Below are 12,144 nucleotides of genomic sequence, written 5' to 3'. Positions count from 1 at the left end.
ATATTACGGTATTCTTACCGATCGTTAACCCTCGCGTCACCTAAAAAACACCAAAAAACCACAAAATATGGCCGGGTTTTTGCGCTAACACGCGGGATTTTGCCGAATTTACCATATATTGCGGTTACCAGTTGTCCTTAAACCATTTCACCGCCCGCTTCAGCGAGCGTGCCGGGTACCTGTCGACGGGGATCTCGAAGTCCCACCATTCGTCCTGGGGATTCGCCGCGAAAAGGCACATGCCCACCGCGCTGGCAAAGCCCGGCCCGGTTGCCGCCTGCGGAAGGCCATGCACCCGCAGGGGCCGCCCAAGCCGCACCTGCTGTCCCAATATCTTGCTGGCCAATCCGTCCAGGCCGGGGATTTGGCTGCCGCCGCCGGTCAACACGATCTGCTGGCTGGGAAGATGGTCAAACCCGGCGGCATCCAGCCGCGCGCGCACCTCTTCGAGGATTTCCTCGACCCGCGGCCGCATGATCCCGATCAACTCGGCCCGGCTTACCGTGCGCCGGTCATGCTCCCAATCGCCGGTCTCGCCGCCGATCTCGATCATCTCGCGGTCATCCATGCCGGTGGCCACGACACCGCCGTAGAAGGTCTTGATCCGCTCGGCCGTGGCCTGCGGCACCTGAAGCCCCATGGAAATATCGCCAGTCACATGGTCACCGCCCATGCGCACGCTGTCCGAATAAATCATGTGCTTCTTGATAAAGACCGAAATACCAGAGCTGCCACCACCAAGGTCGATACAGGCTGCACCCAGCTCCTGTTCGTCCTCGACAAGGGCCGAGACGCCGCTGACATAGGCCGAACTGGCCAAACCCGCCAGTTCCAGATCGCAACGCTTCACGCAATGCGCCAGGTTCTGCACCGCCGCCGCATCCACGGTCAGCATGTGCATATCGGTCGACAACTCCTGCCCCATCTGCCCGCGCGGATCGCTCAGGCCGGTGCGGTGATCCAAGGCGAAATTCACCGGCTGGGCATGCAGCACCTCGCGCCCCTCGCCGTAATCGGGCACGTCACAGGCGCTCAGCACCCGGCTGATGTCCTGCTCGCTCACGGTGTGGCCTTCCAACTCCACCTGGCCGGCCAACCCGTAAGAGCGCGGGCTTGCCCCCGAGAAACAGGCAATCACGTGATCCACCCGGATATTGGCCATCTTCTGCGCCGCCTGAACGGCGGTGCGAATGGCGCGCTCGGTCTCGGTCATGGCGTCGATCTCGCCAAAGCGCACCCCGCGCGACCGCGTCGTCGCGGCGCCGATCACCCGGAACCCGGCCTGCCCCGCCATGGCGCCGATACCATCGGCCTCGCGCAGCCGCTCGGTCCCGTCAAAGCGCAGCACCAGGCAGGCGATCTTCGACGTGCCCACATCCAGAACCGCCACCACACCGCGCTGCATCGCCGCCTTGCGCATGTTGCGCATCGCACGTTGGGATTCGTAAAGCTCGATCATGTTCTTATTCTGCCCCTGAGCTTATCTTTGTTATCCGCCACCATTCCTCGGTGGCCGCCTCGTTCATTCTTAGGGTGGGCCGCGACGCAAGCCGCATGTCCACCGCCACCAGATCACGCGCCAGCATGTCCTGCACCTCGTTCAGCACGATCACACGCTCCAGCGCGCGCACCGGCTCAGCCTCGGGCAGCATGATCCGCTGGCCGCGCTGCATCACCACGTCCCAACGCCGCTCACCCATGCGCACAAGCCCGCGCATCTTGTCGGCCAGGGGCGCCGCGGCGCGCAAAATCTCAAGCGCCTCGGGCACCGCCTTGTCGGCCCCCTCGCCCGCGATCACCGGCAAATCCGCGCGGTCCGAGCGATGGCGCAGATCCGCCACGCTGACCCCCTCGGCATCGACCACGGCCAAACCGTCGCGCGTGCGCCACACGGCCACCGGCTGGCGTTCCGTCACCTCGGCCACCAGGACACCGCCCTGCCGTACCCGCACATCGGCATCGGCCACCGCCGGCAGGCCGACGATCATCTCGCGCACATGCTCCAATTCAAGATCGAAGGAACTGGCCGGCAGGTCGAAGGGAAATATCTCGCGAATATCCTCTTCCACCCCGGTGCTTGCCCCCTCCACGGCCAAAAGCTGCACCATGAATTCGGGCCGGGTTTCGATCTCCTGCCGGATCTCCGCCACCTTCAGGACCAGCGCATCGCGCCGTGCCTCGTCGGACAGGTAAATCGCCCCGGCGGCAAAACTCAGGCAGAACGGCACACCAACCCGCAACAGCTTGCGAAACAGCGGCGTCAGCATCAGCCGCTCGAACCGGTAAGCCCAGCGCGAGGGCGCGGGATCAGGGCGACCTACCTGTTGCACGAGGCATCCTCCACCATCCATGCGCAAAGCTCAGGGAACGACATGCCCACCGCCTGCGCCTGCTCGGGCGTCAGCGACGTGGGCGTCATCCCCGGCTGCGTGTTGGTCTCCAAAAGCACAAGCCCATCAAGGCCCCGCGCCTCATCCCAACGGAAATCCGTCCGGCTCACCCCGCGACATCCCAGCACATCATGCGCCCGCTTGGCATACTCCATGCAGGCGTCGAAAATCTCTTGCGGGATATCGGCTGGCACCACGTGGCGCGACCCGCCCGCCTTGTACTTGGCGTCATAGTCATACCAGCCATCGGTCAGGATATCGGTCACGGTCAGCGCCCGGTCGCCAATCACCGTCGTCGTCAACTCGCGCCCCGGCGCAAAGGCCTCAACCATCACCACCCCGGGCATTTCCTCGGACAATTGCGGCGGCCCGTTGGCTTCCTCATGCACAAGGTAAACCCCGACCGAGGAGCCCTCGTTGTAGGGCTTCACCACGTAAGGCGGGGTCATGACATGCGCCGCACGTACCGCATCGCGCGCGGCCAGAACGCTTTCCACCACCGGCAAACCCTCGGCGCGATAGGCCGCTTTAGTGCGCTCTTTATCCATCGCCAAAGCCGAGGCCAGGACCCCGGAATGCGTATAAGGCAGGCCCAACCACTCCAACAGGCCCTGCACGCAACCATCCTCGCCCCAGCGTCCATGCAGGGCGTTAAAGACAATATCGGGTGACATATCGGCAAGCTGCACGGAAAGGTCGCGGCCTGCATCGACCTCGACCACCTCGTATCCTGCTTCCCGCAATGCGGCGGCGCATTCACGTCCTGATGACAGCGACACCTCGCGCTCAGCCGAGGGGCCACCCATTATCACCGCCACAGTCGGGGATTTTCCGCTCGAAAGTCCCAACTCGTGCCTCAATGTCCAGAACCGTTAGATCGGTTCACTCTTATTAAAATCGCCTGCCTTGGCGTTACGGGGCCGTTTCTCCGACCCTCATGATCTCCCAGTGTAACTCTATTCCACTGTTTTGGAAAACCTTTTTTCGCACCTCTTCGCCCAAACCTTCCAGATCCGCCGCCGTGGCATCGCCGGTATTGATCAGGAAGTTGGAATGCTTCTCGCTCATCTGCGCGCCGCCCTTGCGCGCCCCGCGCATGCCCGCATCGTCAATCACCTTCCAGGCCTTGAGGTCATGCACATCATCGGCCCGGCCCGTGCTGGAAAATCCCGCCGGGTTGCGAAAGGTGCTCCCGGCGGTGCGGTCCTTGGTGGGCTGTGTCGCGTCGCGCTTTTCAAGCTGTGCTTGCATGTGCGCGGCCAAGGCATCGGGGTCGCCCTGCGCCCCCTCGAAAACCGCCTCGACAATCACGCAACCTTCGGGCAGATCGCTCTGACGGTACTGAAAATTCAACTGCTCAGGGGTCAGCGTGACAATCTCCCCCTCCCGGGTCACCGCACGCGCCTGCACCAGGTGGTCGGCGACATACGAGCCATAACACCCCGCGTTCATCCGCACGGCCCCGCCGATCGCGCCGGGAATGGTGCGCAGGAAGGTCAGGTCAACACCGCCCGCCGCCGCCTTCTTGGCCACATGCGCGTCCAGCGCCGCCGCCCCCGCCGTCACCCGGTTGCCCTCAACCGAAATCCCGTTGAAGCCGCGCCCCATGCGGATCACCACGGCGCGCAGGCCGCCGTCCCGCACGATCAGGTTGCTGCCCACCCCCATGGGAAAGACCGGCACATCGCCGGGCAACGCGCGCAGGAAATGCGCCAGATCCTCGATATCGGCCGGTTGAAACAGCCAATCCGCCGGGCCACCCACGCGCAACCACGTCAGATCGGCCAACAGCCGATCCTGCGTCAATCTTCCACGAACTTCAGGCATCTCAGTCATACGCGCGGCTTAGTCCCCCGCACGGAAAAGGGCAAGCGCCCCGGCTTCAACTTTTCGGCAGGCAGGCCCCCCGGCCAACCGCCAAGGGTCAAGCCCTCAACTCCCGCCCTGCGGGTACGAGATCACCGAAAGATACCTGATCGGCAGCTCGATCAGTTCTTCCGGCCCATGCGGCGCGTCGGCATCGAAAAACAGGCTGTCGCCGGGCCGCAGGTGAAAGCTCTGGTCGCCATGGCGATAACCGACCTCGCCCTCCAGAATATAAAGCAGCTCGACGCCCTCATGCTGAAACGTCGGAAACACATCCGAGGTTTCGTTCAGCGTGATCAGGTAGGGTTCCACCACCACACCGCTGTTATTGGCCCCCAAGTGGCCCAGCAGATTGTATTGATGGCCCGCCCGCGTGCCCGCGCGCTCCATCTCCACCGCCTCGCCCGCCTTGACATGCACCGCCTCGCGACGCTCTTCGAAGCGCCGGAAAAACCCCGTGACCGGCACGCTCAACGCCGCAGACAGGCTTTGCAGCGTCGTCAGCGACGGCGAGGTGACACCGTTTTCGATCTTCGAAAGCATCCCCACGGACAACCCCGTCGCCGCGGCCAGATCGGCCACCGTCATACCGCGGGCACGGCGCACCTCGCGCACTTCGCGCCCGATCGCGGTTTCAAGGTTCTTCTCGCGGGTCTCACGGACCTTATGGGGGTTTTGGCGCAGATTTGGATCAGCCATATTCGGTCCTTTGCAGACGGCGCTCAACCATGAATACTCCGGACCGGAATTGCAAGTTTCGTACGACTCGTACGAACGGGTCCGCAAGCGGCGCGATTTTCGTACGAAAATCGGGGGTAAACCGTACGACTCGTACGTTTGCCGCGGCGTGAAGCCTGCCACATTTCCGCCCTATTTGCGTGGTATCCTGTTCCGATAAACAGGCGCCAGCCGCGCGCCAGCCGGCTGGTTTGCCTCATAAAAAAGGAGCAGACCAATGGGCAGCGCAAAACCTCTCCAACCTCCCCAACAGGCAACTGATGAGCCGAAGCAGGCCGGCCCCGCGACGCCGCAGGCCCCTCTCTCGCAGGGCGATCCACGCAAGGTCTTCAACGACTTCGCCAGCATCTAAAGCACTGCAAACAAAAGAAAAAGGCCGCGCCCCGTAAGGGCACGACCCAAGCGTTTTCACGGTCAAGGCGCTGTGGCTTAGCCCACCAGCTCCAGCCCCGAGAAGAAGAAAGCGATCTCAACCGCCGCCGTTTCCGGCGCGTCCGACCCATGGACCGAGTTTTCGCCAACCGATTCCGCGAATTCGGCGCGGATCGTACCCGGCGCCGCATCGGCAGGGTTGGTTGCGCCCATCACTTCGCGGTTCTTGGCAATCGCGCCTTCCCCTTCCAGCACCTGCACGACAACCGGCTCGGACGCCATGAATTCGCACAGTTCACCATAGAACGGGCGCTCTTTGTGCACGGCATAGAATTCACCGGCTTGGGCGGGGGTCAGTTGAATGCGCTTTTGCGCAACGATGCGCAGGCCCGCGTCTTCGAACTTGGCGTTGATCTTACCGGTCAGGTTGCGTTTGGTGGCATCGGGTTTGATGATGCTCAGGGTGCGTTCCACAGCCATGTCAGCCTCTTTCCTTGATGAATGGGGCGCGGAACCGTCCCGCGCGCGTTTGATCGCGGCTCCGATAGCATGGGGTCGGCCCTTTGAAAAGCCGCGATTGACGCCTGCCCGGGATTGCGTCACACCCCTGCCATGCTGCGACTTGACGATATATCTTATTCGGTGGCGGGCCGCCCGTTGATCGAACACGCCTCGGCCACCATTCCGGATGGCCACAAGGTGGGTTTGGTGGGCCGTAACGGCACCGGCAAAACCACGCTTTTCCGCCTGATCCGGGGGGAACTGGCGCTGGAAACCGGGGAAATCGCCCTGCCCGCCCGCGCCCGCATCGGCGGCGTGGCCCAAGAGGTACCGGGCAACGAGGTGTCGCTGATTGATACCGTGCTGGCCGCCGATACCGAACGGGCCGAATTGATGGCCGAATCCGAAACCTCGTCAGATGGCGCGCGGATCGCCGAAATCCAAACCCGCCTTGCCGATATCGACGCATGGTCGGCCGAGGCCCGCGCCGCCAGCATCCTCAAGGGGCTTGGCTTTACCGATGCCGAACAGCAAATGCCCTGCAGCGCCTTTTCCGGCGGCTGGCGGATGCGCGTGGCGCTGGCCGCCGTGCTGTTTGCGCAACCCGATCTTCTGCTCTTGGACGAGCCTACCAACTACTTGGATCTGGAAGGCGCGCTTTGGCTGGAAAGCTATCTGGCGCGCTATCCGCACACGGTTCTGGTGGTCAGCCACGACCGCGGGCTCTTGAACCGCGCAGTGGGGTCCATCCTGCATCTCGAAGACCGCAAACTGACGCTTTACCAAGGCGGCTATGACGCCTTTGCCAAGACCCGCGCCGCACGTCTGGCCGCCGCGCAGTCGGAGGCCAAGAAACAAGAGGCCCGCCGCGCGCATCTTCAGTCCTATGTCGACAGGTTTCGCTACAAGGCCGACAAGGCCAAGCAGGCGCAGGCCCGGATCAAGGCCCTTGCCCGGATGGAGCCGATCACCCAACCGCAAGAAGCCGCGCTGCGCCGCTTCACCTTCCCCGAGCCCGAGGAACTTTCACCGCCCATCCTTCGGCTGGAGGGGGCCGCCGTTGGTTATGACGGGAAAGCGGTGCTTAACCGTCTGGACCTGCGGATTGACCAGGATGATCGCATCGCGCTTCTGGGGCGCAACGGCGAAGGGAAATCCACGCTCTCCAAACTTTTGGCAGGCAAGCTTGAGACAATGGATGGACGGGTGCATAGCGCCTCGAAGCTGCGCGTTGGTTATTTCGCGCAGCATCAGGTGGAGGAGTTGCACCTTGATGAAACCCCCATCGATCACATCCGCCGATTGCGGCCCGATGAGGCCCCGGCGAAACTGCGCGCCCGGCTGGGCGGCTTCGGCATCGGGGCCGAACAGGCGGAAACCATGGTCAAGGGGCTGTCGGGTGGGCAAAAGGCGCGGCTGTCGCTGATGCTGGCCACACTGGATGCGCCGCATCTTCTGATCCTTGACGAGCCGACCAACCACCTTGATATCGAAAGCCGCGAAGCCTTGGTCGAGGCGCTGACCGCTTATAGCGGCGCGGTGATCCTTGTCAGCCACGACATGCACCTTCTGGAACTGGTGGCCGACCGGCTTTGGCTGGTCAAGGACGGGCGCGTTGCCCCCTACGAGGGCGATTTGAAAACCTACCGCGACATGCTTCTTTCGGGCGACAGCACCGCGAAACAGGCCCCGAGATCCAAACCCGAGAAACCCAAACGCCCCTCGCGCGACGCCGTCCTCGCCCTGCGCCAAGAGGTGCGCAAATGCGAAGCAAGGGTTGAGAAACTGACCGAGATGCACGAACGTATCTCGGCCAAGCTGGCCGATCCGGGCATGTATGACGAAGCGCGCGTAAACGAAGCCTCCGAATGGCAAAAGAAATTCGCCGAGGTCGAAGACGGTCTGGCCCGGGCCGAAACCTTGTGGATAGCCGCCCTTGAACGGCTGGAGGAGGCAGAACGCCCATGATCGTCGATACCGCCTTCCTGATCACCGCCTTTGTCACGTTGTTCGTCATCATCGACCCGATCGGCATGACACCGCTTTTCGTGGCCATGACCCAGGGCATGAGCACCGCCAAGCGCCGCGCCATCGCCTTGCGCGCCTGTGTCACCGCCGCGCTGATCCTTATTGTCTTTGCCAGCTTCGGTGAGGCGGTGCTTGGCTTTATCGGAATTTCCATGCCCGCCTTCCGCATTGCGGGCGGGATATTGTTGTTCCTCACCGCCCTCGACATGCTGTTCGAACGGCGCAGCAAGCGGCGCAAATCGCAAGCCGACGAGGCCGAGGAAGAAGACGACAGCGATGATCCCTCGATCTTTCCGCTGGCCATTCCCCTGATTGGCGGGCCGGGGTCGATCACTACGGTGATCCTTCTGGCCGGGCAGAAACCGGGGCTTGAAGGGCTGGCTTGGGTGATTGGCGTAATGCTCTGCGTGGTCGGCATGGTTTTCGTGCTGTTTTTGACCTCAGGCATATTGGAGCGCGCCCTGGGGCGGACGGGCATCAACGTGGTCACGCGCCTTTTGGGCATGTTGCTGGCGGCCTTGGCGGTGCAATTCGTGCTTGACGGGTTGCGCGGTTTCGGGATCGCCGCCTGACCTTTCAAAAGCCCTGACGCCGCCTTATATCTGGCCCATGCAAAACGATCCTGCCAGTTTGGTTTATCTTGTGATCCTCGGGTCGGCCATCGGCCTGTGGTTCTTCGCGCAAAACCGCCAATCCATTGGCAAACTGGCCCAACAAGCGGCGGCTTGGGGGCTTATTTTCCTTGGGGGCATCGCGGTTGTGGGCCTTTGGGGCGACATCCGGCAAAGCGTGGCGCCCGCGCAAACGGTCGTGGCGCAATCCGGGCAGATCGAACTGCCCCGCGCGCCCGATGGGCATTATTACCTGACTGCGGATGTGAACGGCGAACCGGTGCGCTTTGTCGTCGATACCGGGGCCACGCAGATCGTTCTGTCGAAATCCGACGCCCGCCGCGTCGGCCTTGATGTAGATGAGCTCGTATATCTTGGCCGGGCCTATACTGCCAATGGCGAAGTGCGCACAGCGCCGGTGAAACTCGATACCGTCAGCATCGGCCCGATCAAGGACAATAACGTGCGCGCCGTCGTGAATGACGGCGCGATGGAAGGTTCCTTGCTGGGAATGGACTACCTACAGCGGTTTTCCAGCGTCGAAATCGGCGGCGGGAAATTGATCCTGACGCGGTGATCAGTACCCCATGATCATGCCTTCAAGGGCGTCTTTTTCCATCGACAACTCCTGAAGCCGCGACTTGACCACGTCACCGATGGTCACGATGCCGATCAGCTTGCCGTCTTCAACCACGGGCATGTGGCGGAACCGGCCATCGGTCATCCGCGCCAACACCGCGTCCGAGCTGTCCTGCCGCGAACAGCACACCGGGTTGGCGGTCATCATCTCGTCAATGGTTTCCGACAGACATTTCGCGCCGCGCACCCCCAAGGAGCGGACGATATCGCGCTCTGACAGGATGCCGTCAATCTTCTCGTCATCGCGCGACACGACCAGCACACCGATCCGGCGTTCCGCCAGCGTTTGCGCCGCGTCCGAGACCAGCGTTCCGGGCTTCACCGTGACAACCTTGTGGTCCCCTTTGGATTTCAAGATTTGTTGCACGAGCATTGCGCAGCCCTCCGATTGTTTTATGTCGCGTATACCACGGTTTACGATAATAAAGTTTCTGTCAAGTAAGCGCTTCAAGCCGTGCCACTTCGCGCCGCAATCCGTCGACCAAAGCGGCAGCAAAGCGGTTCTGCCGCTCCAACCGTCGATCATCGGCATGACGCACAAGGTAAAAACTCCGCGTCAGGCTCAGGGCATCGGGCAAAACCTTCACCACATCCGTCACCGCCGGGATGGAGAAATCATGCAAAATACCGATCCCGGCCCCATGCCTGACCCAGTTGAGCTGTACCGCCACCGAATTGGACGCAAGGTTTACGGTCGTCACCCCGGCTTCGCGCAGATAATCCAGTTCCTTGTCGAAAATCATGTCCTGGATATAGCCCACGACGCGATGACCTTTCAGGTCTTCCAACCGCTCGATCGGGGGCACCTGCCGAAGGTAGCATTTCGAGGCCGCCAGATGCAGCCGGTAATCGGCGACCTTCTGAACGCTCAACCGCCCCGCCGTGGGCGGGCTGACGGCGATCACCATATCCGCCTCACGCCGTGTCAGGTTGAATACCCGTGGAAGCGCCACGATCTGCACCTCCAAATCGGGGTTTTCTTCGGCGATCTTGGCGCAGACCTGTGGTAGCAGGTAATTCGCGGCCCCGTCCGGTGCGCCGATCCTGATCTGGCCGGTCAGCCCGCCGGATTGCCCGGCCAATTCCTCAACGGCGCCTTCCACCGCCTGTTCCACCCGCACCGCGTGCGACATCAACCGCTGGCCCGCGTCGGTCAGGGCATACCCGGTGGGCGATTTGGCAAACAGAGGCGCGCCGACATCGGCCTCAAGCCGCGCCACCCGTCGGCCCACCGTGGCCGGGTCCACCTTCAACACTCGCCCCGCCCGTGACAGGCTTTCGCTACGCGCCACGGCCAAAAAGGTTTTCAGATCATCCCACTGCATCGGGTACCTTTGCGTTTTTGCAAAACACTTTTGGAATATTGCCCCTTTTACGGGGATCGCTGCAAGACTAAGCTAGGCTTAAATCTCGAATTGGGAGGATTCCATGAAAGAACTGACGCATTATATCGACGGCGCCCATGTCAATGGCACTTCGGGCCGGTTTTCCGATGTCTTCAACCCCGCCACCGGCGAGGTGCAGGCCAAATGCCCGCTCGGCAACAACGAAGAGCTGAACAAAGCGGTTGAAATCGCCGCCGCCGCACAGCCCGCATGGGCCGCCACCAACCCGCAGCGCCGCGCGCGGGTGATGATGAAGTTCGTCCAATTGCTGAACCGCGATATGGACAAGCTGGCCGAGGCCCTGTCGTCTGAGCACGGCAAAACCTTTCCCGACGCCAAGGGCGATGTGCAACGTGGCCTCGAGGTGGTGGAATACTGCATCGGTGCACCGGAACTCCTGAAAGGTGAATTCACCGACAGCGCCGGCCCCGGCATCGACATGTACTCGATGAAGCAGCCGCTTGGCGTGACGGCGGGCATCACCCCCTTCAACTTCCCGGCGATGATCCCGATGTGGATGTTCGCCCCGGCACTGGCCTGCGGCAACGCCTTCATCCTCAAGCCGTCCGAGCGTGACCCCTCGGTGCCGCTGATGCTGGCCGAACTGATGGAAGAGGCCGGCCTGCCCAAAGGTCTGCTGCAAGTGGTGAACGGCGACAAGGAAGCGGTTGACGCGATCCTTGACCACCCGGTCATTCAATCGGTGGGCTTCGTCGGCTCCACCCCGATCGCCGAGTATATCTACTCGCGTGGCTGCGCGAACGGCAAACGGGTGCAGTGCTTCGGCGGTGCGAAGAACCACATGATCATCATGCCCGACGCCGACATGGATCAGGCCGCCGATGCGCTTATCGGCGCCGGTTACGGCGCTGCCGGCGAACGCTGCATGGCGATTTCGGTCGCTGTGCCCGTTGGCGATGAAACCGCCGATCGCCTGATCGAAAAGCTGGTCCCGCGTATCGAGAAGCTGAAGGTCGGCCCCTACACCGCGGGCGATGACGTGGATTACGGCCCCGTCGTCACCGGTGCGGCCAAGGAAAAAATTCTTGGCCTTGTGCAATCTGGTGTCGACCAAGGCGCGGAGCTGGTTGTCGATGGCCGCGACTTCCAACTTCAGGGATACGAAGACGGGTTCTTTGTCGGTCCGCACCTTTTCGACAAGGTGACTCCCGACATGGACATCTACAAACAGGAAATCTTCGGCCCGGTCCTGAGCACCGTGCGCGCGGGTTCCTACGAAGAGGCGATCAATCTGGCCATTGATCACGAAATGGGCAACGGCACGGCCATCTTCACCCGCGACGGTGACGCCGCCCGCGATTTCGCCAACCGCATCAACATCGGTATGGTCGGCGTCAACGTTCCGATCCCCGTGCCGCTGGCCTATCACACTTTCGGCGGCTGGAAGAAATCCATGTTCGGCGACCTCAACCAGCACGGCCCGGACGCCTTCAAGTTCTACACCCGTACCAAGACCGTGACCTCCCGCTGGCCCTCGGGCATCAAGGAAGGTGGCGAGTTCAACTTCAAGGCCATGGATTAACCCACGGCCACACCAACGAGAACGCCCGCCCCTTCGGCGGGCGTTTTGCATTGCGCGCCCCCGCCTGCCCG

The 12,144-nt window shown here is 62.3% G+C and carries 13 protein-coding genes; 5 read left to right on the top strand and 8 right to left on the bottom strand.

The genetic code is table 11. The features are described from left to right. Positions 1–124: 124 nt before the first annotated feature. From ftsA to RBB32_RS10370, 5 genes are all read right to left on the bottom strand, one after another. Complete coding sequence (ftsA, locus tag RBB32_RS10390) at positions 125–1,459, bottom strand: cell division protein FtsA (RefSeq protein WP_306152636.1); 1,335 nt, start codon at positions 1,457–1,459, stop codon at positions 125–127. A 4-nt stretch (positions 1,460–1,463) separates the two neighbouring features. After that, the gene (locus RBB32_RS10385; protein WP_306152635.1) at positions 1,464–2,330 is read right to left on the bottom strand and encodes a cell division protein FtsQ/DivIB; all 867 of its coding nucleotides are present in this window, start codon (positions 2,328–2,330) and stop codon (positions 1,464–1,466) included. Then, positions 2,318–3,196 carry a D-alanine--D-alanine ligase gene (locus RBB32_RS10380; RefSeq protein WP_306152634.1) on the bottom strand — a complete coding sequence of 293 codons (879 nt, stop codon included), beginning with the start codon at positions 3,194–3,196 and terminating at the stop codon, positions 2,318–2,320. The genes RBB32_RS10385 and RBB32_RS10380 overlap by 13 nt, the downstream gene beginning before the upstream one ends. A 106-nt stretch (positions 3,197–3,302) precedes the next feature. Beyond that, positions 3,303–4,226 carry a UDP-N-acetylmuramate dehydrogenase gene (murB, locus tag RBB32_RS10375; protein ID WP_306152633.1) on the bottom strand — a complete coding sequence of 308 codons (924 nt, stop codon included), beginning with the start codon at positions 4,224–4,226 and terminating at the stop codon, positions 3,303–3,305. 96 nt (positions 4,227–4,322) lie between these two features. Continuing rightward, a complete protein-coding gene (locus tag RBB32_RS10370; protein WP_306152632.1) occupies positions 4,323–4,955 on the bottom strand; it encodes an XRE family transcriptional regulator in 633 nt (210 codons plus the stop codon). Positions 4,956–5,211: 256 nt separating this feature from the next. Here RBB32_RS10370 and RBB32_RS10365 point away from each other — a divergent pair, with 256 nt between their 5' ends. Beyond that, the gene (locus RBB32_RS10365; protein WP_306152631.1) at positions 5,212–5,346 is read left to right on the top strand and encodes a hypothetical protein; all 135 of its coding nucleotides are present in this window, start codon (positions 5,212–5,214) and stop codon (positions 5,344–5,346) included. A gap of 77 nt (positions 5,347–5,423) precedes the next feature. Here the strand turns inward: RBB32_RS10365 and ndk are convergent, their stop codons facing one another. Beyond that, entirely contained in the window at positions 5,424–5,846 is a 423-nt protein-coding gene (gene ndk / locus RBB32_RS10360; RefSeq protein ID WP_306152630.1) for a nucleoside-diphosphate kinase, read from the bottom strand. 132 nt (positions 5,847–5,978) lie between these two features. Between ndk and RBB32_RS10355 the strand changes: the two genes are divergently transcribed. Genes RBB32_RS10355 through RBB32_RS10345 form a run of 3 tightly spaced genes read left to right on the top strand, consistent with a single transcriptional unit; the run spans position 5,979 to position 9,083 of the window. Then, on the top strand, positions 5,979–7,835 hold the full coding sequence (locus RBB32_RS10355) for an ABC-F family ATP-binding cassette domain-containing protein (protein ID WP_306152629.1): 1,857 nt from the start codon (positions 5,979–5,981) through the stop codon (positions 7,833–7,835). Beyond that, a complete protein-coding gene (locus RBB32_RS10350) occupies positions 7,832–8,467 on the top strand; it encodes a MarC family protein (RefSeq protein WP_306152628.1) in 636 nt (211 codons plus the stop codon). The genes RBB32_RS10355 and RBB32_RS10350 overlap by 4 nt, the downstream gene beginning before the upstream one ends. Before the next feature lie 37 nt (positions 8,468–8,504). Next, positions 8,505–9,083: a TIGR02281 family clan AA aspartic protease gene (locus RBB32_RS10345; protein WP_306152627.1), complete on the top strand. Its 579-nt coding sequence runs from the start codon at positions 8,505–8,507 to the stop codon at positions 9,081–9,083. On the opposite strand, the gene RBB32_RS10340 is transcribed toward RBB32_RS10345, so the two are convergent. Further along, on the bottom strand, positions 9,084–9,518 hold the full coding sequence (locus RBB32_RS10340) for a CBS domain-containing protein (protein ID WP_306152626.1): 435 nt from the start codon (positions 9,516–9,518) through the stop codon (positions 9,084–9,086). It lies immediately after the preceding gene. A 61-nt stretch (positions 9,519–9,579) separates the two neighbouring features. Further along, positions 9,580–10,470 carry a LysR family transcriptional regulator gene (locus RBB32_RS10335; RefSeq protein ID WP_306152625.1) on the bottom strand — a complete coding sequence of 297 codons (891 nt, stop codon included), beginning with the start codon at positions 10,468–10,470 and terminating at the stop codon, positions 9,580–9,582. Between the two features lie 103 nt (positions 10,471–10,573). On the opposite strand from RBB32_RS10335, the gene RBB32_RS10330 reads away from it, so the two are divergent. Next, positions 10,574–12,073 (top strand): CoA-acylating methylmalonate-semialdehyde dehydrogenase, encoded by a 1,500-nt coding sequence (locus RBB32_RS10330; RefSeq protein ID WP_306152624.1) that lies wholly within the window; start codon positions 10,574–10,576, stop codon positions 12,071–12,073. Positions 12,074–12,144 lie beyond the last annotated feature (71 nt).

The sequence above is a fragment of the Roseovarius sp. MMSF_3281 genome, from assembly GCF_030733685.1.
Taxonomy (GTDB): domain Bacteria; phylum Pseudomonadota; class Alphaproteobacteria; order Rhodobacterales; family Rhodobacteraceae; genus Roseovarius.
Note: the sequence above shows the minus strand (reverse complement) of the source record. Positions and strands in the feature narration are given on the sequence as shown.

Bases quoted from the DNA above. Each gene is read 5' to 3' on its own strand.
- ftsA (WP_306152636.1), bottom strand. From the start codon at position 1,459: ATGATCGAGCTTTACGAATCCCAACGTGCGATGCGCAACATGCGCAAG.
- RBB32_RS10380 (WP_306152634.1), bottom strand. From the start codon at position 3,196: ATGGGTGGCCCCTCGGCTGAGCGCGAGGTGTCGCTGTCATCAGGACGT.
- murB (WP_306152633.1), bottom strand. From the start codon at position 4,226: ATGACTGAGATGCCTGAAGTTCGTGGAAGATTGACGCAGGATCGGCTG.
- RBB32_RS10370 (WP_306152632.1), bottom strand. From the start codon at position 4,955: ATGGCTGATCCAAATCTGCGCCAAAACCCCCATAAGGTCCGTGAGACC.
- RBB32_RS10365 (WP_306152631.1), top strand. From the start codon at position 5,212: ATGGGCAGCGCAAAACCTCTCCAACCTCCCCAACAGGCAACTGATGAG.
- ndk (WP_306152630.1), bottom strand. From the start codon at position 5,846: ATGGCTGTGGAACGCACCCTGAGCATCATCAAACCCGATGCCACCAAA.
- RBB32_RS10355 (WP_306152629.1), top strand. From the start codon at position 5,979: ATGCTGCGACTTGACGATATATCTTATTCGGTGGCGGGCCGCCCGTTG.
- RBB32_RS10350 (WP_306152628.1), top strand. From the start codon at position 7,832: ATGATCGTCGATACCGCCTTCCTGATCACCGCCTTTGTCACGTTGTTC.
- RBB32_RS10345 (WP_306152627.1), top strand. From the start codon at position 8,505: ATGCAAAACGATCCTGCCAGTTTGGTTTATCTTGTGATCCTCGGGTCG.
- RBB32_RS10340 (WP_306152626.1), bottom strand. From the start codon at position 9,518: ATGCTCGTGCAACAAATCTTGAAATCCAAAGGGGACCACAAGGTTGTC.
- RBB32_RS10335 (WP_306152625.1), bottom strand. From the start codon at position 10,470: ATGCAGTGGGATGATCTGAAAACCTTTTTGGCCGTGGCGCGTAGCGAA.
- RBB32_RS10330 (WP_306152624.1), top strand. From the start codon at position 10,574: ATGAAAGAACTGACGCATTATATCGACGGCGCCCATGTCAATGGCACT.